The following is a 24,485-nucleotide window of genomic DNA, read 5'->3' on the forward strand; positions in this document are numbered from 1 at the left end:
ATAGAGCAATGCTGTGTTATCCCAGCGGCCAATGTGCCGCTGGGTGCGTCTGTTCGTGACGTCCCTGTCCGAAACGACTGGGCGTGTGCTCCCGGAGAATTCCAATGACTAAATTGAATACCAACCAGTGGCTGGCGGTGGTACTGGCGCTCTTCGCTGCTGCCTATTTGGCCATGGCGTGGCAAGTGCCTACGTTTCCGTTGCCACGCCCGGTCGATTCTGACCTGTTCCCCAAGGTATTAGGTGTCGCTCTGCTGCTGCTGGCGGCCTTTCTGTTTTTTGAAAAACCTGGCGCGATAGCCGGCGCAGATGAGATTGACGAAGAAGCCACTCAGGGCCCGCTGCTGCTGACGCCTTGGGCGCGCGTTATTGTCACGTCACTGGCGATTGCAGCGTATGCGCTGCTACTAGTGCCGTTAGGATTTGTCCTGGCTTCCACGCTGCTATGCGTAGGGTTGACTGCCTACTACGGCTATCGCCGCCTAATAGTCAACATTGCCACGTCGTTGGGAGTGGTATTAGCCCTCTATCTCACCATGACACGGGTCATGGATGTGTATCTACCGACGGGCGTTTTGCCTTTCTAAACAAGCCGTTTTAGCAGGTCTTTAAGAGGGTAACTCTCATGGATGCCTTGAATAATCTTATGTACGGCTTTGGCATCGCGCTTGAGCCGATCAATATCGCTTACGTTTTTGCCGGCGTGTTTGCTGGCACGATTATTGGCATGCTGCCGGGGTTAGGCCCCATCAGTGCACTTGCCTTGATGATTCCGATTACCTTTGCCATGGAGCCATCTTCTGGCTTGATTCTCATGGCGGGAGTTTATTACGGGGCTATTTTCGGTGGCTCCACGTCATCCATCCTGCTTAATGCGCCAGGGGTGGCGGGCACGGTGGCTACTTCGTTTGACGGCTATCCCATGGCCAAGAAAGGGCTGGCGGGTAAAGCGCTTGCCATAGCCGCCTATTCATCTTTTGTGGGCGGCACGGTGTCGGTCATTTTCTTGATGCTGGTGGCTCCGTTGCTCTCCAAGGTGGCGGTTAGCTTTGGTCCGGCTGAATATTTTGCCCTGATGGTATTGGGCCTGACCGCCGTTGTGTCGCTGTCTGATAAGTCGCTGGTAAAAGGCTTAATCGCCGCGGTTGTCGGGGTAATGATCTCGATTGTCGGCATCGATATGCAAACTGGTACTGAGCGCTTTACCTTTGGTTCGGCGCAGTTGCTTGACGGCATTGATTTCCTGGTGGTCGCGCTGGGTATTTTTGCGCTCGCTGAGGTGTTCTACATGCTGCTGCGTGGCGGGGGCGGTAAAGAGACGCCACGCAATGCGATTGGCTCGCTAAAACTAACCCGTTCTGAAGTGAAAGAGATCGCCGGACCGGTTGGCCGCAGTTCGGTACTGGGCTTTTTCACCGGCGTTTTGCCTGGTGCTGGCGCCACTATTGGCTCGTTTCTGGGCTACAGCATGGAAAAGCGTATTGCCAAAGATGGTAATACCTTCGGTCAGGGCAACATTAAAGGGGTGGCAGCTCCTGAAGCCGCCAACAATGCGGCGTGTACCGGCTCATTTGTACCATTATTGACGTTGGGTGTACCGGGTTCGGGCACCACGGCGGTACTGCTGGGCGCGCTGTTGGTGATGGGCGTTACACCTGGCCCGATGATGCTTGAGCAACGCCCGGACGTGTTTTGGGGCGTGGTAGCCAGTATGTATATCGGCAACATCTTCCTGCTGGTCTTGAACCTGCCGCTGATTCCGCTGATTGCCAAAATTCTCGACCTCCCCAAGCCGCTGCTGCTGTCGCTGATTCTAATCTTCTGCATGATCGGCGTTTACGGCATGAGCTTTAGCGTGTTTGACCTGCTGCTGCTGTTGGGCTTTGGCCTGCTGGGCCTGGGCATGCGCCTGTTTGGCTTCCCGGCGGCCCCGCTGATCCTGGCGTTGATTCTGGGCAATATCATGGAAGAGTCCATGCGCCGTGCGCTGCAGATCTCCGGCGGTGACTGGACGACGTTTATTGATAAGCCGATTTCACTCTCGCTGTTGGTAATCGCGTTACTGTCGCTTGGCTTACCGCTGTTGAAAAAGCGTCGTAAGCGGGCGGCAGCGGCTGCCGAATAAGCATTTTTTAGTGCTTTTTTAAGTACTTTTTGGGTACTTCTTTAAGTGCTCTTTCAAGCTCTAATCCAAAACGCCCTGGAGTTTCCTAGGGCGTTTTTTTGTATCTGAAGCCTTAACGTGCACTGTTGGTGCAAAGCGTCGTCCTGGTGCATAAGAAGTGTGCGCCGCAAATGCATGGACGCGCTACCGCAGTGCAAAAGATCAGAATGGTAGCTTTTTAAATATATCCAAGCAATTGATTTAAAAGTTAATACTAGCTTTTGTTTCAATGTGGCGCACCCCTTGCAAATGCTAGTGGCTAAGTCCTCGTGGACGTACCGAGTCGATGCCGTACCCATAATAATCACGCGTAATGGCAGTCAGCTCGGTCGCGAAGCCCTCATAACAAGCCCCAGCTATAAAGGGTGCAAGGAGATTCAAGTGGCCATACAACATCACAATGTCCTTTCTCGCCGTTTTATTACTTCTCTACTGGCCGCCGCAGTGATGGGTGCAAGCGCCCAGGCCATTGCCCAAAGCGGCGATCAGAACGACGACCCGATCAAGGTCGGTATCCTGCACTCTCTGTCCGGCACCATGGCGATCAGTGAAACCGTTCTCAAGGATACGGTCGAGATGCTGATTGAGCAGCAAAATGACGCTGGGGGCTTGTTGGGCCGCCAACTGGAGGCGGTAGTGGTTGATCCGGCCTCTAACTGGCCGCTGTTTGCCGAACGTGCCCGTGAACTGCTGGCCCAGGAAGAGGTTGATGTCATTTTCGGTAACTGGACGTCGGTATCGCGTAAGGCCGTGCTGCCGGTGGTCGAAGAGTTAAACGGCCTGCTGTTCTACCCGGTGCAGTATGAGGGCGAAGAGTCATCAGAAAACGTGTTCTACACCGGGGCGGCGCCTAATCAGCAGGCCATTCCTGCCGTTGAATATCTGATCAATGAAGTCGGCATTGAGCGCTTTGCGCTGATCGGTACCGACTACGTTTATCCGCGCACCACTAACCGTATCCTCGAAGCCTTCCTTAAGGATGAGCACGGTATTGCGCAAGAAGACATCATGGTCAACTACACACCGTTCGGCCACTCCGATTGGCAGAATATCGTGTCAGAAATCCGTCGTTTTGGTGAAGAGGGCAAACCGACCGCCGTGATTTCGACGATTAACGGTGATGCCAACGTGCCGTTTTATACCGAGCTTTCTAACCAGGGGATCGACGCCGCCGATATTCCGGTTATCGCCTTCTCGGTTGGCGAGCAAGAGCTTACCGGTATTGATACCGGCCCGCTGGTGGGCCACTTGGCTGCCTGGAACTACTTTATGAGCGTCGATAACGACGATAACTACGACTTTATCGACGCCTGGATCGATTACACCGGCGACGAAGAAACCGTCACCAATGACCCCATGGAAGCGCACTACATTGGCTTCAACATGTGGGCCGAAGCGGTGCGTAAAGCGGGTACTACCGATGTCGATTCGGTAAAAGACGCCATCATCGGTGTGACCGTACCCAACCTTTCCGGTGGCTATGCGGCGATGATGCCTAACCACCACATCACCAAGCCAGTGCTGATTGGTGAAATTCAGGACAATGGCCAGTTCGACATCGTTTGGCAAACGCCCTCAACGGTAGCGGGTGATGCCTGGTCTGATTACCTGCCCGGCTCGCGTGATCTGATTGCCGATTGGCGCAAGCCCATGGAGTGCGGCAACTTTAACGTCGTGAACGGCTCGTGCGGTGGCAGCACCGCCGCTGAAGAAGCCGAAGCGGCACTCGCCGAGTAATTAACTGCGCTAAAACATCTCCCTTGCCGCGCCCCGGCGCGGCAAGGAGCACGCTACCTTCTCACCTGGATAACCAAAGGAAGAACCCTATGAGGCGTTTCCTTTCCTTGGCGATGCTCTGCTGCCTGCTGTTGGGGGTCACCCTCACCGCGCAGGCACAAACAAACACCGCCAATTCCTCACCTAATGATACCGCTGCGCTTGCGCTTCTTGACGCACTGGATGTTGATTCTTACCGCGATAAAGGCGAGGCCATCACCGCCATTTTACAAAGCGACGACGAGCGCGCCCGTGATTGGCTGCAGGCCCTGCTGGATGGCCGCTTGCAGCGTGCCGACGATGGTCAATTTGTTGTCGTACTCGATAACAGTGGCCGCGAGTGGCCGGTGGCAGACGCCTTGACGAATGAACCGCTGGGTGAAATGTCACGTCGCGATCTGGACCGCGTGGGCATCAATAACGCCCTGCGTAACCAGCTGCGCAGTGCGATTGCCGTGGTGGATCTCTACTCGCCCAATCTGGAACGCCGCCGCACCTCCGCCGCTCGACTGCTGGGCGAAGTGGACAGCGAGCTGGTCGAACCGATCAATGAACTGATACTGGAAGAAGACGATAGTCAGGTGCGCACCCGGCTAAGCCAGGCGGTGGCGATTTATCGCGCCGAGCAGGGAGAAATGGCCGGCGTCGAGGCGCTTACCGGCAGCCTGCATCCCCGTGCTCGGGTGGCTCTGAACCGCGCAGCCAATGGCGACGACCCGGTAGTTGCGGATGCCGCCCGCGCCGCGCTTGTCAGCGTGGAACAGAACCTGAAAATCAACCGTGGGGTTGAAACGCTCTACTTTGGCTTGAGCCTGGGGTCGGTACTGGTACTGGCCGCCATTGGTCTGGCGATTACCTTTGGCGTGATGGGTGTGATCAACATGGCCCACGGCGAGCTGATGATGCTGGGTGCTTACACTACCTGGATGATGCAGCAGCTATTGCCCGGCCAGCCGGGGCTGGCGCTGGTGCTATCCATCCCGGCCGGCTTTCTGGTCGCCGCCCTCGTGGGTGTCGCGATTGAGCGCAGCGTTATTCAGTTTCTGAAAGGCCGCCCGCTGGAAACGCTGCTCGCCACTTTCGGTATCAGCCTGATTCTGCAGCAGCTGGTACGCACCGGCATCTCACCGCTTAACCGCACGGTGATTACCCCTGAGTGGATGAGCGGCTCGCTGGTGATCAACGATGCGCTGTCGCTAACCATTAACCGCATGGTGGTGCTCATCTTTGCCTTGGTCGTTTTCGCCGCGTTGATGCTGATTATGCGCCGCACGCGCCTGGGGCTTGAAGTGCGTGCCGTGACCCAGAACCGCGCCATGGCACGCTCCATGGGCATCCGTGCGACACGTGTGGATATCATGACGTTTGCGCTGGGTTCGGGGGTTGCCGGGCTTGCCGGGGTCGCGCTTTCCCAGCTCACCAACGTGGGGCCGAACCTCGGCCAGAACTACATCATCGATTCGTTCATGGTGGTGGTATTCGGCGGTGTGGGCAATCTGTGGGGGACGCTGGTGGCCGGGCTGTCGCTGGGCGTGATCAACCAGGTGCTGGAGCCCTGGGCGGGCGCGGTGCTGGCCAAGATTATCGTACTGGTGTTTATCATCCTGTTTATTCAAAAACGCCCGCGTGGACTCTTCCCGCAGAAGGGCCGGGCTGCGGAGGGCTAACCCATGATGACACGATCTTTTTCAAAACCGTCACTTTCAACAACCCCGTCACCATCAAGCCAGTTTTGGCTCACCCGCCCGTTTGGCGAGCGCGCCACGCAGATTTTCCTGGGCGTGTTGTTGGCTGCGCTGCTGCTCGTCACGGTGCTGCATACCGTGGTGCCTCAAGGTAGCCCGCTGCACGTTAACGCCTACACGGTTAACCTGTTCGGCAAGTACTTAAGCTATGCGCTGCTTGCCGTTGCGGTGGATCTGGTGTGGGGTTATCTGGGCATTTTAAGCCTGGGCCACGGCGCATTTTTTGCCATTGGAGGCTATGCCATGGGCATGTACCTGATGCGCCAGATTGGTGACCGGGGCACCTACGGCCACCCGGAGCTGCCGGATTTCATGGTTTTCCTGAGCTGGGACAGCCTGCCCTGGTACTGGCAGGGCTTTGATATGGCCTGGTTCTCGTTTGCCATGGTGCTGCTGGCGCCGGGGCTTCTGGCACTGGTGTTCGGCTTTCTGGCGTTTCGCTCGCGGGTTACCGGGGTGTATCTCTCAATTATTACCCAGGCGCTTACCTTTGCGCTGATGCTGGCGTTCTTTCGTAACGAAATGGGCTTTGGCGGCAACAACGGCCTGACCGATTTTCGCGAGATTTTAGGCTTTAACCTACGCAGCAACGACACACGTCTGGGGCTTTTCCTGGCCACCGGCGTCGCACTCGCGCTGAGCTATATCCTGTGCCGGGCGATTGTTTCCAGCAAGCTGGGCCGGGTGTGTGTGGCCACACGGGATGCTGAAGCGCGTACGCGCTTTATCGGCTACCGGGTGGAGCGCTTTCAGCTGTTTGTGTTTGTGGTTTCCGCGATGATCGCGGGGCTGGCCGGTGCGCTTTACGTGCCTCAGGTGGGCATCATTAACCCCAGCGAGTTCTCCCCGCTGTTCTCCATCGAAATCGTACTCTGGGTTGCACTTGGCGGGCGGGCCACCCTGTATGGCGCGGTCATCGGTGCGATTTTAGTCAACTACGCCAAGACCATCTTTACCGGGGTAATGCCCGATGCCTGGCTGTTTGCCCTGGGCGCGATGTTTGTTCTCGTGACGGTATTTCTACCCAAAGGCGTGGCGGGGCTTCTGCGTAAGCGCCGCCGTGCCGCTACATCAGACAGCGCGGGTACTCAGGAGGCTATCGTATGAGTTTGCTGCAATCACTCAAAGCCCGCGACCGGGTGTTTGACTTTATGGCGCCAGACGCCTCGCCAGTTGATGTTCGCCATGGCCCGATTCTGTATATGGAAGACGTCACGGTAAGCTTTGATGGCTTCAAGGCGATCAACAACCTCAACTTGACCATCGATGACGGCGAACTGCGCTGCATTATCGGCCCCAATGGCGCGGGTAAAACCACCATGATGGATATCATCACCGGCAAGACGCGGCCCACCGAGGGCAGCGTTTGGTTCGGCAGCCGCCATAATTTGCTTCATATGAACGAGCCGGAGATCGCGAGCCTCGGCATCGGGCGCAAGTTTCAAAAGCCCACGGTGTTTGAAGCGCTAAGCGTGTTTGAAAACCTGGAGCTTGCCATGGCGACTGACAAACGAATATTGCCCACGCTAACGGCGCGCATGACCGGCGAAATCAAGGACCGCATCGACGAAGTGCTGCAAACCATCGGCTTGGTGCCACTGCGCTATCAGCCCGCCGGGATCCTCTCTCATGGTCAAAAACAGTGGCTGGAAATTGGCATGCTGCTGATGCAGCGCCCTCGCTTGCTGCTGGTGGATGAGCCGGTCGCGGGGATGACCGAGCAGGAAATGGAGCGTACAGCCGAACTGCTGACCGGTTTGGCGGGTAAGCAGTCGGTGGTCGTCGTGGAACACGATATGGGTTTTGTGCGCTCAATTGCCCGCAAGGTGACCGTGCTTCACCAAGGAAGTGTGCTGGCCGAAGGCAGCATGGATCAGGTCTCAAGCGACCCCAACGTAGTCGAAGTGTACCTGGGTGCTGACGACGAGGAGGCTGCCTGATGCTGGCAATTGAAAAGCTCAACCAGTTTTATGGGGAAAGCCATACGCTATGGGATCTGGACCTGGACGTACCCGCTGGCCAGTGCACCTGCGTGATGGGCCGCAACGGAGTGGGTAAAACCACGCTGATGAAAGCCATCATGGGCGAAGTGGCGGTAAAAAGTGGCCAGTTGCGCTACCAGGCGAGCAGCGAAGCGGTTGAGCTAACCCAAAAAGCCGTGGAAGCGCGCTCGCGGCTGGGCATTGGCTTTGTACCGCAAGGGCGGCAGATTTTTCCGCTACTCACCGTAGAAGAGAATCTGCGTACCGGCCTTGCCGCACGCAGCGACGGACTAAAAAAAATCCCCGAGCGTATCTATGAACTGTTTCCAGTGCTCAAGGAGATGAAGCACCGCCGCGGCGGTGACTTATCCGGCGGGCAACAGCAGCAGCTTGCCATTGGCCGAGCGCTGGTAATCGAGCCCAAACTCTTGATTCTGGATGAGCCGGGGGAGGGCATTCAGCCCAATATCGTCGCGCAAATTGGCCAGGTGATTCGCCAGCTGATTGCCGAAGACGCCCTAACGGTGCTGCTGGTCGAGCAGAAGCTGCCCTTTGCGCGCAAATACGCCGACCGCTTTGTGATAATGGACCGCGGCCGCCCGGTGGCCAAAGGTGATATCAGCGAGCTTTCCAACGAGCTGATCAAGCAGCACCTAACGGTTTAAGTTATCCACACCTACGCCCGCTCGGCGAGCGTAGGTGGGGAGGTTTTACGGAGTTAGTAGTGAAAAATATTCGGTGTTATGGCATTAGCACCGCTTGTTACAGTCGTCTAGAAGTCCAGTGAGGCCGAAAACATAAAGGTGCGGGGGGCGCCTAATGCGAGGCTTGAGAGTTGTGGCATTGCCCAGTACGTTTTATCGGTCACATTGTTAACAGTGGCACGCAGTGTGAGTGGATAGCCGGAAAGGTTAGAGGCGTAGCGTGCTCCAACGTCATAAATAGTGTGTCCGGGTACTGATAGGGAGTTGTCACTATTAATGTACTGCTCTGACATCGCGGTGGCATTAGCGGTCAGTGTCAGCCCTGGTGCTACGGATAGATCCCATTCAGTGCCTAGCTTGGCTTGCAGGTCTGGTACGCCGGTTGCCTGATTGCCTTGTTCTTCATCGCTCGCGGCGCGCGTGATTTCTGGGTTTACATAAGCGATGCCCCCCATCAGGCGCAGGTTGCTGAGAGGACTGCCGAAGAAACTCCACTCCACTCCTCGGTTCCGCTGCTCGCCCCCAACCGAGAAGATATTGGTTGCCAGGTCGGTGTAGCTGCTGGGCCGCTTTATTTCATACAGGCTAAGCGTGTGTGAAAAATCACCCAGATCAAGTTTCACGCCAACCTCGCTCTGTTTGGTCTTGTAAGGCTCGAACACCTCACCAGCGTTGGCGGCAGTCATAGGTGCCGTGGCCCCCTGGCTGAGCCCCTCGATATAGTTGGCGTAGAGCGATACCTGGTCGGTCGCTTTGAAAAGTAGTGCTGCGGCGGGTGTGACCGCGCTTTCATCATAGCGGGAGATACGTGTGCCGGTCATCACGCTGTAGGTGTCGCTCACCACTTCCTGGCGTCGGGCGCCGAGCGTCAGCTGTATGCGATCATCGGCAAACGAGAGCGTGTCTGCCAAACCGTAGCTGTTCAAGCGTAGCTCTGTATGCATGATGTGCGGTGTAATGAAATCAGCGGCGGGGCCCCATTGCGGATTGTATAGGTTGGTGATCCAGTCCGCATCGGGAACGCTTCTGCGCCCGTAATCGTGCTGCTCGTGCTCATAATGGGTGGCATTGACGCTGATGTCGTGACTGACAGCGCCGGTCTGGAAGTGACCGCGAACCCCGACTTCCGCCGATGTTTTTTCGACATCGAAGGCAAGCTGACCAACGCTTGTGCGATAGTTGCCTTGATCATCAAGCACCTGGGCTGACATGGCACCGTTGTAGGTGTAATTGGTTTCGCTTTGACCTATTGACGCGTACCCCATGATCTCGTCGGTAAAGTCGAATTCGCCACGCAATATGGCCCCCTTGTCGCGCGTGTCGGCAAAGGCCCAGTCCGGGTTGATCAGTGTATCGGGGGCGGGAGGCGTCGGAACTGCCAGGCCGGGGGCCAGGTTGATACCTCGAGCGGGTCCATCAATATGGTCGTCCGCACTGTACAAGTCGGCTGATAGTCGAGCGTGATCACCGCGCCAGTCCAACCCCAGAGAGCCCATTTGAACCTTTGGTGTCTGGTTATCCACAGCCCCCTCGCCGTCGCGGTATACGCCGTTAACGCGAACGCCAAACTGCTGGTCGTCACCCAGGCGTCGGCCGACATCAAGGTGCCCGCCAATCTGGGCGTCGGACATATACGTGGTGGTGAAACGCGTCAACGGTTCATCGCCAGCCCGTTTGGGAACCAGGTTAATGGCACCGCCAACGGAGCCACCTGGCGGCATCCCGTTGAGTAGTGCCGAAGGCCCCTTGAGCACCTCGATACGCTCGAACATTTCTGGAGACGTACGGTAGTAGGGGGCCATCCCGGCCAGACCACCGAACGTGACGTCACGTGTGCTGGCGTCAAAACCACGGATCGAATAGGTTTCGCTCCAGGCACTGGTGACGCCGTTGCTGAAGACACTCGGATCCGTCGCTGCAATTACATCGGTAATACTCTGAGCTTGTTGATCCTGGATAAAGCGATCCGTATAGCTGATGGCATTGAAAGGCGTCTCCATGAAGTCTCTTTTCCCCAGGAAGCCCGCCCGGTTGCTGTAGGTGACTTGGCCGCCGGCATACGTATCGTTAACGGATGTCGCTTCTCCGTGTACGGTGATGGGTGCTAGGGCAGTAGTACTGCGGGTCTCGGTCTCCTGGGCCTGTGCGAGAGCTTGTGAAGACAGCAGCATGACAGCACTCGCGCTCAGAGCGAGCAGAAATGCGCTCCTGACGAGCGATAAAGGGTTTGAGCAAGAGGCGCAATGTAGTGCTCTCGTCGGCTGTAGGGGACGGTGGTGGCAATGTAAGGGCATGTCGATCTCCATTTTTAAACACAGAGGAACTACACCGCTTCAATTGAGCGCCTGTTAAAAGGCGCATTGAAGCAGTCGATGAAAGCGTTTTTTTAGGTGCTTTAGTGCTTTAGTGCTATGGTCTGCTAGTGCCGGTAGCCGTCGATAATGTCATCCGCGATGATCGCCAGAGCGCTGACGCTGGCGGCGGTGACATACCAGGCTTCGGGGTCGACAAAGACCACCCGGTCATTTCGCCAGGCGTTAGTTTGGCGTAATAGGGGGTTGGCCAGGCTGTCGGTACTCATGGTGGGCCGGTGCTCCATTACGGCAGTACGATCCACGACATAGATGATGTCGGGGTCGGCCTGCTGGATGAATTCGCTAGAAACCGGCTGGCCGTGCAGGCCGGTATCGATGTCGGGAGCGGCGGGGGCAACGCCGAATTCAGTGAAGATGAAGCCGTAGCGTGACTGCACGCCAAAGGAGTGGAAGGCCCCATTATTATGCAGCAGGATAAGGGCTTTCTCAGGGCGGCCTTGGGTAACACGCCGGACCTCCTCGACGGTATGAACCAGCTCGGCTGCCCGCTGACGGGCCAATTTCTGTTTGCCAAAGATCTGCCCAAGATCCATGAGATGATCCATGACAACGTCAATGTGGTTGGTCTGACTGTTGCGGTAATCCACGTCAAAGTGCAGCGTGGGTGCGATCTGAGTCAGCTCGTTATAGTCGTTGGCCTGTAACGACGTCATAAGAATGAGGTCAGGGTTAGCGCGATGCACTCGCTCAAGGTTAGGGCGTACGATAGCGCCCAGATCTTCAATCGTCGGGTCGTCTCGATACTTCTCCAGAAAATGGGGAATAAAGTCCTTTGGCATGCCCACCACCGGAACGTCCAACTGATCCAGAAAATCGACTTCATTCATGTCTAATGCCGCTACCCGGTGTGGACGGTGATCGATCACGGTGCTTCCCAGCGCGTGGTGAATCGTGATCGGTGTTATGGCCTCCTGTGCGGACATATTGTTGGCTGAGGGCTGATCGCACCCTTGTAGCAACGCCACCAAGGCGAGTGGGAGAAGGCGTGCCAAGCGGTTGTTTAGAGATCGTTTCATTCCAGGTTTCCTGAGGGCTTGAAGTAATTACATAGATAACCGCGTTCGTTATGGGCGATGTCGAACTTCAGTCCGTAAAGCTCACTCAAGCGCCGTTCGGTGATGACGTCGGTGACGTTGCCATCGCAGTGCACTTCCCCATCCTTCATGGCGACGATGTAATCGGAGTAGTTGGCGGCAAAGTTGATGTCATGAACGACCAGGATGACCGTTCGTCCATGCTCGTCGCAGAGACGGCGAAGAGCCTGCATGATCTGAACGGCATGTTTGATATCGAGGTTATTCAGTGGCTCGTCGAGCAGCAGGTAATCGGTTTGCTGTGCAATGGTCATGGCCAGGAACGCCATCTGGCGTTGGCCGCCGCTGAGCTCGTTCAGATAAGCACCGCGTAGTGCCGTCAGCGATAGAAACGACAGGGCGTCGTCAATCACACGATGGTCGTGCCGAGTGAGTGTGCCACGGCTATAGGGAAAGCGGCCAAAGGCGACCAACTCCTCGACGGTCAGGCGTAGGTTGAACTCAGGCGTCTGGCGTAGCGTGGCCACCTGCCTGGCATACTCGCTGATGGGAATGCGCGTTACCTGGGAGCCGTCGAGTCGAATATCCCCCCGAGAGGGCTTAAGTAGTCTCGCGAGCATCATCAGAAGCGTCGTCTTACCCGCGCCGTTGGGGCCCACCAGGGACGTCAACTGACCTGATGGAAAGCAGAGATTGATCGCCGATAGCACCGAACGGTCGCCGTAGGTTTTATGAAGGTCTTGAACCGTGATCATGCTGCGCCTCGCGTACGCACCATCAGCGACAGGAAGTAAGCCCCACATACGAGGTTGACGAGGATGCCGACGGTGGTTGTGTAGTTGAAGAGATGTTCGACCAGCAGTTGGGCGAGGATGAAAAGGGCGATGGCGAGGGCACAACCCACCGGTAGCGTGACCCGATGACGGTAAGTGCCTGCAAGCGCATAGGCCGTATTGGCCACGAAAATGCCCATGAACGCCGTGGGGCCAAGCAGGCTGGTCGATACAGCCACCAGCGAGGCGATCAGAAAGAGCTGGTGTTGCACGCAGCGTCGATAATCGATGCCAAGTGACATGGCCTGCTCTCTGCCCAGCAAGAGCACATCTAGCATTGGGAGGCTTTTCAGTCCCACCAGACAAATCGCGGCCACGATCAGTGTGGCGTATAGCAGTTGTGTGGTGCTGGCGTTACCGAAAGCGGCTTGGCTGTAACCCATCAGAATGGAAAACTCGCCTGGACTCATTTTGAGCTGAACGAACTGTGTGAAAGTGGTAATGACCATTGTCAGTACCAGTCCTACCAGCAGCAGGAAATAGACATTGTCTCTGCCGTCTCTAAACAGCCATCGATGCAGCGTCCAGGAGTAGCCAAGCATCAGCAGGACCGAGAGTGCGGCGTTGCCATGCTCGCCGAGCACCATCAGACTGTGGGTGCCCAGCACCAGCATCAACAGGGCCTGAAACAGCAGATAGACGGCCTCATAGCCCATGATGGCAGGCGTTAATATCCGGTTACCGGTAAGGCTCTGAAACGTAATGGCGGACCAGGCGACACAAATGCCACCGATCACCATGGTGGCCAAGCGCTCAAGTCGTTTCGGTATCACATACTCGAAGTCGAAACCGGAGCGTACAAAGACAAAAGCGAGCGCAAGAGCGATCACGGCCGCCCAAACGGTGTGGCGAGCTTTGATAGTCATCACTGTGCCCTCCTGACAATCAGGATCAGAAACAGCACGCCTCCGACACAAGCCGACGTTAAGCCGATGGGCACTTCAAAGGGATAGATCAGCAGGCGTCCCGCAATGTCGCAGACCAGCAGCAGTGTTGCCCCCGACAGTGCTACGGCGGGTAGGGTGCGAGCCAGGTTATCGCCGTAGTAGAGCGCTACCAGATTGGGAACCACTAATCCGACAAAGGGGATGGCGCCCACCGCGATGACCGTGACCGAGACAGTAATGGCCACCAGCATCAGCCCAATGGCGGAGGTGACGAGATAGTTCACGCCTAAACTCGTCGCCATGTCTTCGCCCATGCCCAGCACCGTGAAGCGATGAGCGTAGACGTAGGCGAGCACAACGACCGGCAGGATTAGGTAGATGATTTCGTAATGGCCCTGGACGATCTTTGAAAAATCTCCCAGCAGCCAGCCCTGCATGCTTTGCAGGATGTTATGGCGGTAGGCGTAGAACTCGGCTAGGGCGCTTAGCACGCCGCCGTACATCAAACCGATGACGGGAACCAGTACCGTGTTGGTGAACTTGATGCGGCGAACGATAGCGATAAAGACAACATTCGCAGCGAAGCAGAAGAGCAGGGCTGCAAGCATTCGTGATCCAGCGCCAGCCGTAGGCATTAGAGACAGCGATACGAGAATGCCCAGTTTGGCGGCATCAAGCCCACCCGAGGTGGCGGGCTCCACGAACTTATTGCGCACGATATGCTGCAAAATCACACCGCAAATCGCGAGGCCCACTCCGGTCAAGGACACCGTGATCAGGCGCGGCAGTCGGCTGGCCGTCAACGTCAACCAAGCATCATCTGACAGGGTGATAAGTTGGTACCCGCTTATCTGCCGCGCGCCTGTCAGTAATGACATCCCGCACAGCAATACAAACAGGAGAGGCAGATACACGCGCATCACTGTGAGGTTTCTCCCGTTTTATCCGGGGTGATGCGCCACCCTTTGGTGGTTTGGCGTTGGTCAAGAAACGTGGCGTATCGCCCCTGCTGAGCGAGCAGTTCATCGGGCGCGCCTTGCTCAATGATGCGTCCGTCATCTAGCACGATGATCTGATCAGCCATGCTCACCGTAGAGAGTTGGTGGGCGATCACCAATAGCGTACGTTGGCCTCTCAGTCGCACCAGCGCCTGGGTAATGATGGCTTGATTTTCCGCATCCAGTGCGGCAGTCGCTTCATCCACCAGCAGAATGGGCGCATTCTTAATGAGTGCTCGGGCGATGGCGATACGCTGCCGTTCGCCGCCGGAAAGGCGGGCGCCTCCCTCGCCCACTGGTGTGTCCAATCCTTGGGGCAGGCGTTCGACGATCTCGATGACACCGGCCAGACGCACGGCGTCCATCAGGTCGGCATCGCTGGCGTCGGGATGGCCAAAGCGAATATTGTCAGCAATGCTGCCGGCAAACAGGTAGCTCTCCTGGAAGATCTGGCTGACGTGATCCGCCAGCTGGGTACTAGACATATCGCGGACGTCCACGCCGCCGACGAGCACACTACCGTGATCTGCATCGAAAAATCTCGCGACCAGGCGCGCCAGAGTGGTCTTGCCTGAACCTGACTCACCGATCAATGCGGTCATGCTACCGGGCGTGATAGATAGGCTAACCCCGTTGAGCACGTCGGGCTCATGCGGCGCATAGCGAAAGCGGACGGCTCTCAATTCGATGGAGGCATCGCGCGGTGGCTGAGGGACCGTTGGCTCGGTTAGGGGGGCAGCGTCGAAAATCGCCTGGATCTCTTCGAGTTGCCCCCTTGCACTACGCAAAATGTCGCTGTGTTGAGCGATGTCCAGCAGCGGTTCGACGAACCGGCTTACCAGTACCAGCGCAATGATGACGCTTATAATGCTCGCTGCCGTCAGTGATCCTTCCAAAAGCGTATTGATCCACAGGGTTGTGACGATCAGCAGCACGGCAAAGACTGTCTGCACTGCCCAGGCATTGAGCAGCGCCGAAAGTGCCGATAGGCAAGCCAGCCTTGTTCCCGAGCGGTGCTGTTGTTCCATGGCCTGTTCTAAGAAGCGTGTGCTGTGGTTGTTCCCACTAAAGGCGCGTAAGACTGTCTGGGCACTGGCGAACTCGACCATGCGCTGACTGGTATCAGAAAAGTGTTGCTGGAAGGCCCTGTCGGCATGCTGGGCAAGCTTGGCGGTGAGTAATAAAACCCCCAAAAGTAGCGGCAGCGCGACCAGCGCCGCAATGCCCAGCGGTGCATGCAACACCAATAGCGCGGCAAGGAGAACGATAGGCGTGACAAGCCCGCTGATCACCGGTGTAAAGACGTGAGCAGGAAGCTGGGCCACCGCCATCATACCCTGCGTGGTTACATGGCTAAGGCGCGCGGTATTTGTCGCGGTAAACCAGCCAACCGGCAGATGGATCACGTGTTCGCCAAGGCGATGGCGGCCCGACTGCAAGATGGCGACGCCGACACGGACGCCTGCCTGCTCCACGTGCCATCGCACTCCCCAACAGATTAGGATGCCGAAAAGCAGCACTACTAGCCATGTGGTGGCCACACTGAGTTGGCCAATCAGGAGGTAATAGAGAAGAGGGATAAGGGCCAAGATGGTCAGACCGCTTAGCACACCATAGACAGTGACCAGACCGAGATAGCGACGCAAGAGCGCGGTGTCTTCGCCAAGCAGTTGATTGAGCATTTTCAGCACGCTGCCACCTTCGATTCCAGTGAGTTTGTTTTCTCTTCCAGTGCCCAAAGGCGAGCATAAAGGTCATTGCTGGCCAGTAGCTGGTCGTGATTGCCTTGCTCAGCAACCGTGCCGCCATCGAGTACCAGAATATGGTCGGCGTGGATGATCGACTTTAGGTGATGCGAAATAATCACAAGCGTCCGCCCCCGGGTTAAACGCGACAGAGCCTGCTGGATGGCCAGCTCATTGCTGGCGTCAACCGCTGCTGTCGGCTCGTCCAGCACCAATAGAGGCGGATCAAGTAACATGGCGCGGGCAATACTGACGCGCTGTTGCTCGCCACCTGACAGTTGAATATCCTCGCCAACCATCGATCGATAGCCGTTAGGGAGTGCGGCGATACGTTCGTGAATATTCGCCGCGCGAGCGGCATCCTCGATTTCCTGTTGGCTGGCCGAAGGGCGGCCCAACGCAATGTTGTCTCGAATGCTGGCATGGATCAGACGCACGTCCTGCAGAACAAAACCAATCCGCTGGTAGAGCGTTGACATCTCAAGATGGCGCAGATCCACCCCGCCTAACGTAATGCGCCCATGGGTGGGGTCAAAAAAGCGCAGCATCAGGCGTGCCAGGGTGGATTTGCCTGCCCCCGAAGGGCCAACAATCGCCGTAACGCTGCCAGGTGCAAGAGTAAAGTGCAGGTTCGATAGCCCGTTTTGGGCATTGTTATAGACGTAACTGACATTTTCAAAGCGAACTTCATGATCGTTGGGGAGCTGGCACTCACTGGAGGGGATTGATGGCAATACCGGCGTTTCAAGCAGTGCCATGACGCGTTGGGCGGCGCCAACGGCACTGCCTAAGTCGTGCAGCAAGGTATGCAGCAGCAGTAACGGAGCACAGATACCGGGGGCTACTAGAATGAATGGCAACAGATCGACCGGTTCTGACCAGCCGTTGGCGACGCAAAATATGCCAACCGTGAGCGCCAGTCCCAATATCGTCACCGTTGTCACCATCGCATGAACATGTGCCATAGAAGCGACCAGAGGGCGGGTAAATTGCTCAAATGCATGGGCAAAGCTATCCACTGCTGCTTGGTAGCCACGATAGGCTTGTCCGGTCGTACCGAAGGCCTTGACGACGGGAATGCCGCAGACAAATTCATTAATGGCGTTATTCATGCGCTCAAGCTGGGCAATAAACTCACCCATATTGGCTTTGCTGGCTTGCATGAGTCGGCGCAGGAAAAGAAAGAAACCGGGAAGAGGCAGTAACGTAATAACGGCGATTTTCCAATCCAGCATGATCAGGTAGACCACCGAGATCAGTAAGGCGCCAAACGCGCGTCCTACCGCCGTGTAAAAGTGCGCGGTCAGGCTGTGCAGCGTCGCAATATCGTCTTGCATCGCCTGTTTTACGTCGCCGGATGCGCGGCTGGTAAACCAGCCAAGCGGTGCTTGGGACAAGCGTCGCATAACAGCCAAGCGTAGCTGGTAGGTGAGTTTGTTATCCGCCAGGTGCGCTACCAGCTCGCCGAGAAACATGCACCCCATGCCGACAAAGAGGCTCACGATGCTGGCTGCTACCACCCAGCCAATTTCACGCATGCTGGCGGTTGATAACTCCCAGGCGGCGCCTGGATCAGACACAAGAATCTTGGCGATATGTGCCATACCGGCAAGCGGCACCATCGTTAATATCGTGCCGATGCCCGCCAGCATTGCCGCGGCAAAAAGCCGTGTGCGTATAGGGGCCAACACTTGGCTGATGGGGCTCTTACCTTGGGATCTCGATGTATCGTGCGTGCTCATGAAGCGTTATGACTCGGCCATAGGGGATTATCGAACCTGCATAGCAGTAGTTTGTAACGAGAATTAGTCGCGTTTAAATAGGCTAATAGATAATTAGTTTCATGGCAATAAACTAATTAATATAATTGCATGCCAATCAACTAATTGACCCTAAAGTGAGTGAGTGGCTAGATAAGGAACGTCAGCGATTAAGGATGCAATATGACCACGCAACAGCCAGTTAAAGCACGCGGGCGGCCGCCTACCATCACGCTTGAGCGTATTGCGAATGCGGGTATCGAAATCGGCCTACCCAACATCACCTTTGTCGGGGTGGCCAGCGCGCTAGGCATCAGCCATATGGCGCTTTATAAGCATGTGCCCAATTTAAAGGCGCTGAAATGCTTAGTGGCCGAAGAAATATTTCAACGTTGGAATATTCCACGAGCTTCCAATGATGCGCCCGGGGAATTGAAAGAGTATCTATCCACTTTTGCCGCATCGATAAGCGAGTTTGTCAAAGCTCACCCAGGATTAACGCCCTATGTGATCCGTCGCTTGGCTGCCACTCAGCCCATGATTGAAAAAAATCGTGCACATCAAAACCATATTGCTGAGGTTTATGATATCTCCCAGGAGCAAGCTCGCTGGCTTCTGGCGACCATAGCTTTTCAATGCTTTTCCGTCGCCGATACGATTTATTCGGTAGTGGGGAAAGAGCCTGTCGAGGGGGCGAGCCGCGGCCTGGAGGAGGCCGAAATGGAGGCGGAATTAGAGGAAGGTATGCGAGCGCTTATTACTGGTGCGCTAGTAATACTGAACGAGCGCTCACGTGGATAGGGCCTTTATAAAAGCGTGCGTCTTCGTCGTTGCAAGTGGCGCCCTGGTCTGGCGTTTAGCCTTTCAAAACAATGAAGGCGGCTCCATCGGCGCCTGCCGCGCCCGGCGGCGCTTCAGCATTTGGGTAATCAGCCCGTAGCGCGGCCCGCCCAAAAAGGCCAGTATCAGAAATACGCCGGTCATTACCGCCATCATGCCACCGATGGAGACGTTGAAATGCACCGCGAGGAAATAGCCGGAAATGCTCGAGGCGATCGAGATCAGCGCGCCGAAAATGAACATCATCCACAGGCGGTCAGTCAGCAAATAGGCGGCGGAGGCGGGAACAATGGCAAAGGCGATGAACAGCACCGCCCCCACGGCGTCGAAGGCCGCCACGGCGGTGGAGCTGGTCAGCATCAAAAGTACATAGAACAGGATCGTCGGCATGAAGCCAAAGGTTTTGGCCAGCGCGGGATCGAAGGTGGCGAGCTTCAGCTCTTTATAGAAGAGCCCGATAAACGCGTAGTTGAGCAGCGTCATTACGCTCATCGAGACCAGCGCCTGGGGAATCGGCAGGCCGAAAAGCTCGACGGTATCCAGCCAGACAAACCCGATTTCACCCAACAGCACGGTGTGGGTGTCGATATGCACGTCGTGGGCGTAGATATTGAGTAGTAACACGCCAATGGAGAAGAGTGCTGGGAACACCAGTCCGATGGCGGCGTCCTGCTTCACCCGCTTGGTATTGGCCAGCGCCTCGGTGAGAAATACTGTCAAAAGCCCGGTCAGCGCGGCGCCGATGAGCTGCACCGGCCCGCTCTGCTGCTTGGTCAGTATCCAGACGATCACGATGCCGAACACGATCGAATGGCTGATGGCATCCGACAGCATGCTGTTGCCGCGCAGCACCAAAAACGTGCCCACCGCTGATGAGGCGATACCCACCATGGCGCCGACCAGAATGATGGGAAGCGCGGTACTGTTGAGAAGCTCTGCGATCATGGCGCGACCTCCTCGAACGTGGCGACCACCTGGCGCGCTTTTGCCTGCCCTGTTGTCGTCAGCCCCCAGTCCGCTTCACCTTGTGAGCGGGTCAGGTAGCCTTGGCGTTTTAACAGGGCAAGGGTGAGCCGTGCGCTCAGCGATAAACGCCGTGATGCAGGCCGGGCCGGGTGTTTATATAGCGTGTAGAGAAGCTGGCGTTTTTGAAGCTCGGCTTTCTGGCGGTAGTGTTTCATGATGCCCCATAAAAGCCCGCGCCCTGGCGCCAGCGCCAGCGACAGCAGCACGATGGCCGTGGCGGTTAGTACGATCAGCGGGCCGGTAGCAAGCCCGCGCGACAGCGTGCTGATCGTCGCGCCGGAGACTCCGCTGACGATACCCACGCCCGCCGCGATGGCAAGCATGGTGCCCAGGTGGCGGCTCCACTGGCGCGCGGCCGCCGCCGGGGCAACGATCATCGCCGCCATCAAAATGACGCCGACCATCTGCAAGCCGACCACCACCGCCAGTGCGACCATGGCGGTCAGTGTCGCCTCGATGGCCGTGGCGGGCATGCCAAGCGTTCGGGCGTACTCGGCGTCGAACGTGACCAGCTTGGCCTGCTTCCAGAAGGCGGCGAGCAGCGAAAGCGTTACCAGCGTCACGCCACCCATCACCCACAGATCCGAGCGCAGCGTGGCGGCGGCCTGGCCGAATAAAAAGGCCTCGAGCCCGCCCTGGGCGGCGTTGCTGGTGCCTTGAATGTAGGTGAGCAGCACGATACCAACGGCAAAGAAGAGGCTCAGGCAAACGCCTAGCCCCGCATCGGTTTTCAGGCGGCTTTTGCGGGTGAGCAGCAGCATGATCAGCGCTGCAAGAGAGCCGGTAGCAAGCGAGCCGATCATGATGCCGCCAATATCGCGGCTGCCGGTAATGATGAAGCTCAGGCATATTCCCGGAAGAGCCGCGTGGGAGATGGCGTCGCCCAGCAGGCTTTGACGGCGCAGCACCGCAAAGCAGCCCAAGGGGCCGCTGATCAGGCCCAGAAGCGAGGCGCCGATCACCACGTTTTGAAAGGTATAATCCGATAGAAGTTCGAGCCACTGCATGGGTCAGGTCACTTTTGAGGCGGGAAACGTTAATGACTCGTGGTCACCCAGCAGCGCGATCTGGCCGCCGTAGGCCTGGCGGAGGTTGTCGATCTTGAAAACGTCTTTGGCGTCGCCACTGGCAATCACGCGCACGTTCAGTAGCAATAGCCAGTCGAAGTAGGTACCGACAGTTTGCAGATCGTGGTGGACGACGATAAGCGTCTTTCCCGCATCACGCAGGCGGCGCAGTATATCGATGATCGCCCGTTCGGTGGTGGCATCGACCCCGGCCATGGGTTCGTCCAGAAAGTAAACGTCGGCCTGTTGCACCAGTGCGCGGGCCAGAAACACGCGTTGTTGCTGGCCGCCGGAAAGCTGGCTGATCTGGCGGTGGGCAAGCTCGCTCATGCTGACCATGTCGAGCGCGTCCATCGCCTCTTTACGTTCTCGGCGCCCGGGGCGCTTGAACCAGCCAAGGCGCCCGTAAAGGCCCATGGTCACCACATCGAGCGCGGTGGTGGGAAAGTCCCAATCCACGCTCGAGCGCTGGGGCACGTAGCCCACCCGCTTGCGCTGGGCGGCATAAGGCTTGCCGTGCACCAGCACCTCGCCGGAAAGCGATGGCACCAGCCCTAAAAGGCTTTTGATCAGCGTGCTTTTGCCTGCGCCGTTGGGGCCGACAATTCCCGCCATCACGCCCGCCGGGATATCGAGATTGATATCCCAAAGCACGGGCTGATTATGATAGCTCACGGTCAAATTGTTGATGCTGAGAGCGGGCTCGGCACTTGCAGATGTTACCATCGAGAGTATGCCCTTCTATCCCTGTTGGTCGAGCTGCCACTCGCTTGCCCAGTCATTGAGCTCATCGGGCAGTGGGGAAAGTGTGCCGCCGAGTGCGTTAACGATATGCTGGGTATTGCGGTAGATCATACCCATATAGGTGCCGTCGACGGTACCGTCATCGCCCATGGCGTCGGAATAAAGCTCGCCGCCAACCACAACGTCATGGCCACGCTGCTTGGCCGCGTCGATCACCGCCTGGACGGTGCGCGGATTGATGGTGCTTTCAACGAACACCGCCGGTACGTCGCGCTCTACCACACTCGTCGCCATGTTGCGGATATCGGCAATGCCGGTTTCGGTTTCGGTGCTGATGCCTTGAATACCTTCAACGTCGATATCGTAGGCGCGCCCATAGTAGCTAAACGCATCGTGGGCGGTCACCAGCACGCGCTGACTCTCGGGAATGGTCGCGATACTCTCCTTGACCCACTTGTGGAGCGCCAACAGTTCGGTCTGGTAGCGCTCGGTGTTGGCTTCAATAGTATCCGCGCAGTCGGGGCGCGCTCCAATAAAGGTATCGCTTAGCGTCGGCAGCGTTTGCGCCCAAAGCGAAACATCCATCCACAGGTGCGGATCGATGCCGTAGATATCCTGCGCGGTAATCAGCGATGAAGGGTCGATCGAAGAGGGCGCGACAGCAAGCGTCGGGGTGCGCGAAGAGAAATTTTCCAGCACCGAACCCAGCTGGCCTTCCAGGGCGTAGCCCGAGTAAAGAATCTGTTCGGCGCCGCGCAACAGCGAAACATCGCTGGCGCTGGCCTGGAAAAGATGCGGGTCGATCCCGGGGCCCATCATGGCCTGGACGCTAACGCATTCGCCGCCTACCTCCTGTGCCACATCGGCAATCATGCCAATGGTTGCCACCACGTTGAGGGGCGTTTCATCAGCCGCTGCCAAGGTACTGAAAGGCAGCATTCCCAATAGAATCACAGCATGTTTTGTTGCCATTATTAAGCTCCAGACTCGACATGAGGTAGATAGTAGACGAAGCAGTGTTACTCCGTGTAATCATTTTGCGCTGTGGAAACAAGTATAGCCTCGGCTAAGTTTGTGGCGCAAATAATTTAATGTCAAGCGGATAAACGTGCTGAGGTAGACTGAAATAGGCATGAGTTTATGAGGCAATAAGCGCAAATGCGCTATTAATGTATCGCTTTAGTTGGCCAAGGCATCAACGGGTCTTGCGCTGGCATCGTTCGATACTTGAAGGCATACCGATAGTGGCTATTCTGTGGCGCGTGTGAGTAGCGGGAAAGATAGAGCGAGAGGCGTAAATTGAGATTTAGATAAACCTGAGCTTCTGGCCCCAAGGGGGCCAGAAAGAGGGAGTGATAGAAACTGAGGTGTTACCTTGGCTGGTTAACCAGCCTCCGCTCCTGGAGCGGGCGCACAATCAGCCAATCAAGCAGCAGCATGACGATCAACGACGCGCCTACCAGCGGGAAAATCAATCCGCCTATCGCCAGAATGGCAATCAGACCCCGGAAAACGCGTTTGTCTGCCGGTAGTGGCGGTACGCCCATTGCGCGTGAGGGGCGGCGCTTCCACCACATTACTGCGGCCGATACCGCCAGCAGGATAATCGCCACGCACACGGTCAAAAAGAGCAGTTGGTTGGCCAGACCAAACTGCTGGCCCATATGCACGTTGATACCAAATTCCAACCAGCGACCCAGGGGCCCGTAATCGGAGTAGCTCATGTCGATCAAGCGCTCGCCGCTGTACTGATCAAGATGCACCACGCGCTGTTGGCTAAGGTCATTAGGATAGACTGATCCGGTGTACACGCCGGTCTCTGTGGTGGGCAGGCTGACCGCATAGCCATGATGCAATCCCAGCTCATCGAAGATGGCGACAGCGCCGTCAAGGCCAATGCTCGTTGCCTGGCCTGGTCCCTGTGTGGATTCTGGAATTTGTGCCTGTTCGAGTGACCAGTTTGTCGGGCTTTGCGCGTTTAAACGCGCTTCCGACATGGGCACTTCAACGCGCACACCAGAGGGGTAGCCGAAATTGTTACCGTTAGCCCACTGATTAACCTGCGCGCCCCACACGCCCGACCAAGGCATTCCGGTGATCGCCAGAAAGACGATAAACCCACCGACAAAAATACCCAGCACGGCATGCAGATCACGCCAGAACACGCGGCTTTTTGGCTTGCCGCGCACGCTAATCACGCCGCCTTTGCCTTTACGCCGTGGCCACCAGAGGTAAATGCCGGTGAGCACTAGCAGGGTTGCCCAGCCGCCGGCTATTTCAATCAGTTTGCGCGCTGTAGGTCCAAAGTATTTCAAACTGTGCAGATAGCGAACGGTCCACATCACCGTGCCGCGGTCATCCAGCGCCCCCAGCACATTGGCAGTATACGGATTGACGTAAACGGCTAACCGCTCGCCCGAGGCAGTATTCACTGTGATCTCCGCCGAGCTTTTCGGCGTGGCGGGGTCGGTGAATTTTACGGCAGTGCCAGGGTGAGCCGTAAGGGCTGCGCTTACCAGCGTAGAGGGAGGGAGCGTCGCCTCTTGAACGGCTACGCGCTTCACATCAGCGTGTATGAGTGCATCCAGTTCGTCCTTGAAAAGATAAAGGCCCCCAGTAATTGCCAGGGTGATCATGAACGGCAGAACCAGTAAGCCTGCGTAAAAGTGCCAGCGCCAAACGGCGCGATAAAGGTCGAAGGTCTTGCGTTGACCTTCTTGTGGGGGTGACGTGGTCGACATGAAGTCTCTCCAGACCACCAAGCATCTAGCCTGGTGGTTTAAGCGGTAAGGGTAAACAGGTGCT

General features: G+C 56.9%; 20 protein-coding genes. 8 read left to right on the forward strand and 12 right to left on the reverse strand.

Annotation, left to right across the window (positions count from 1 at the left end):
• The first annotated feature begins 104 nt into the window (after positions 1–104).
• The 7 genes from INT20_RS15500 to urtE all read left to right on the forward strand — a co-directional run bounded on the left by INT20_RS15500 (position 105) and on the right by urtE (position 8,332).
• On the forward strand, positions 105–587 hold the full coding sequence (locus tag INT20_RS15500; RefSeq protein WP_192538652.1) for a tripartite tricarboxylate transporter TctB family protein: 483 nt from the start codon (positions 105–107) through the stop codon (positions 585–587).
• Positions 588–625: 38 nt separating this feature from the next.
• Entirely contained in the window at positions 626–2,125 is a 1,500-nt protein-coding gene (locus INT20_RS15505; protein ID WP_192538651.1) for a tripartite tricarboxylate transporter permease, read from the forward strand.
• 486 nt (positions 2,126–2,611) lie between these two features.
• Positions 2,612–3,901, forward strand: coding sequence for an urea ABC transporter substrate-binding protein (gene urtA / locus INT20_RS15510; protein WP_225736215.1), 1,290 nt, complete (start codon positions 2,612–2,614; stop codon positions 3,899–3,901).
• 89 nt (positions 3,902–3,990) lie between these two features.
• Positions 3,991–5,607, forward strand: coding sequence for an urea ABC transporter permease subunit UrtB (gene urtB / locus INT20_RS15515; RefSeq protein WP_192538649.1), 1,617 nt, complete (start codon positions 3,991–3,993; stop codon positions 5,605–5,607).
• 6 nt (positions 5,608–5,613) lie between these two features.
• Positions 5,614–6,792 (forward strand): urea ABC transporter permease subunit UrtC, encoded by a 1,179-nt coding sequence (gene urtC, locus INT20_RS15520; RefSeq protein ID WP_192538662.1) that lies wholly within the window; start codon positions 5,614–5,616, stop codon positions 6,790–6,792.
• Complete coding sequence (gene urtD / locus INT20_RS15525) at positions 6,789–7,625, forward strand: urea ABC transporter ATP-binding protein UrtD (RefSeq protein ID WP_192538648.1); 837 nt, start codon at positions 6,789–6,791, stop codon at positions 7,623–7,625. The genes urtC and urtD overlap by 4 nt, the downstream gene beginning before the upstream one ends.
• Positions 7,625–8,332: an urea ABC transporter ATP-binding subunit UrtE gene (urtE, locus tag INT20_RS15530; protein ID WP_192538647.1), complete on the forward strand. Its 708-nt coding sequence runs from the start codon at positions 7,625–7,627 to the stop codon at positions 8,330–8,332. Before urtD ends, urtE begins: the two co-directional genes overlap by 1 nt.
• Positions 8,333–8,439: 107 nt before the next feature.
• Here urtE and INT20_RS15535 read toward each other — a convergent pair whose 3' ends face one another.
• From INT20_RS15535 to INT20_RS15565, 7 genes are all read right to left on the reverse strand, one after another.
• Positions 8,440–10,542 carry a TonB-dependent receptor gene (locus INT20_RS15535; protein WP_303393867.1) on the reverse strand — a complete coding sequence of 701 codons (2,103 nt, stop codon included), beginning with the start codon at positions 10,540–10,542 and terminating at the stop codon, positions 8,440–8,442.
• Between the two features lie 248 nt (positions 10,543–10,790).
• Entirely contained in the window at positions 10,791–11,762 is a 972-nt protein-coding gene (locus INT20_RS15540) for a siderophore ABC transporter substrate-binding protein (RefSeq protein WP_172116955.1), read from the reverse strand.
• Positions 11,759–12,535: an iron ABC transporter ATP-binding protein gene (locus INT20_RS15545; RefSeq protein ID WP_087110694.1), complete on the reverse strand. Its 777-nt coding sequence runs from the start codon at positions 12,533–12,535 to the stop codon at positions 11,759–11,761. The genes INT20_RS15540 and INT20_RS15545 overlap by 4 nt, the downstream gene beginning before the upstream one ends.
• On the reverse strand, positions 12,532–13,479 hold the full coding sequence (locus tag INT20_RS15550) for an iron chelate uptake ABC transporter family permease subunit (protein ID WP_087110697.1): 948 nt from the start codon (positions 13,477–13,479) through the stop codon (positions 12,532–12,534). Before INT20_RS15550 ends, INT20_RS15545 begins: the two co-directional genes overlap by 4 nt.
• A complete protein-coding gene (locus INT20_RS15555) occupies positions 13,479–14,420 on the reverse strand; it encodes an ABC transporter permease (RefSeq protein ID WP_087110699.1) in 942 nt (313 codons plus the stop codon). The genes INT20_RS15550 and INT20_RS15555 overlap by 1 nt, the downstream gene beginning before the upstream one ends.
• Positions 14,420–16,180 (reverse strand): ABC transporter ATP-binding protein, encoded by a 1,761-nt coding sequence (locus tag INT20_RS15560; RefSeq protein WP_225733845.1) that lies wholly within the window; start codon positions 16,178–16,180, stop codon positions 14,420–14,422. The genes INT20_RS15555 and INT20_RS15560 overlap by 1 nt, the downstream gene beginning before the upstream one ends.
• Before the next feature lie 2 nt (positions 16,181–16,182).
• Entirely contained in the window at positions 16,183–17,985 is a 1,803-nt protein-coding gene (locus tag INT20_RS15565; RefSeq protein WP_087110703.1) for an ABC transporter ATP-binding protein, read from the reverse strand.
• Between the two features lie 201 nt (positions 17,986–18,186).
• Between INT20_RS15565 and INT20_RS15570 the strand changes: the two genes are divergently transcribed.
• A complete protein-coding gene (locus INT20_RS15570) occupies positions 18,187–18,804 on the forward strand; it encodes a TetR/AcrR family transcriptional regulator (RefSeq protein ID WP_192538645.1) in 618 nt (205 codons plus the stop codon).
• Between the two features lie 63 nt (positions 18,805–18,867).
• Here the strand turns inward: INT20_RS15570 and INT20_RS15575 are convergent, their stop codons facing one another.
• The 5 genes from INT20_RS15575 to INT20_RS15595 form a co-directional block, all read right to left on the reverse strand.
• On the reverse strand, positions 18,868–19,788 hold the full coding sequence (locus INT20_RS15575; protein WP_087110707.1) for a metal ABC transporter permease: 921 nt from the start codon (positions 19,786–19,788) through the stop codon (positions 18,868–18,870).
• Complete coding sequence (locus tag INT20_RS15580; protein WP_192538644.1) at positions 19,785–20,876, reverse strand: metal ABC transporter permease; 1,092 nt, start codon at positions 20,874–20,876, stop codon at positions 19,785–19,787. Before INT20_RS15580 ends, INT20_RS15575 begins: the two co-directional genes overlap by 4 nt.
• Before the next feature lie 3 nt (positions 20,877–20,879).
• The gene (locus INT20_RS15585) at positions 20,880–21,662 is read right to left on the reverse strand and encodes a metal ABC transporter ATP-binding protein (protein WP_087110711.1); all 783 of its coding nucleotides are present in this window, start codon (positions 21,660–21,662) and stop codon (positions 20,880–20,882) included.
• A 15-nt stretch (positions 21,663–21,677) separates the two neighbouring features.
• A complete protein-coding gene (locus INT20_RS15590) occupies positions 21,678–22,652 on the reverse strand; it encodes a metal ABC transporter solute-binding protein, Zn/Mn family (RefSeq protein WP_192538643.1) in 975 nt (324 codons plus the stop codon).
• A 398-nt stretch (positions 22,653–23,050) separates the two neighbouring features.
• Entirely contained in the window at positions 23,051–24,421 is a 1,371-nt protein-coding gene (locus INT20_RS15595; protein WP_192538642.1) for a PepSY-associated TM helix domain-containing protein, read from the reverse strand.
• Between the last annotated feature and the right edge of the window lie 64 nt (positions 24,422–24,485).

This window comes from Halomonas citrativorans, assembly GCF_014898005.1.
Taxonomy (GTDB): Bacteria; Pseudomonadota; Gammaproteobacteria; order Pseudomonadales; family Halomonadaceae; genus Vreelandella; species Vreelandella citrativorans.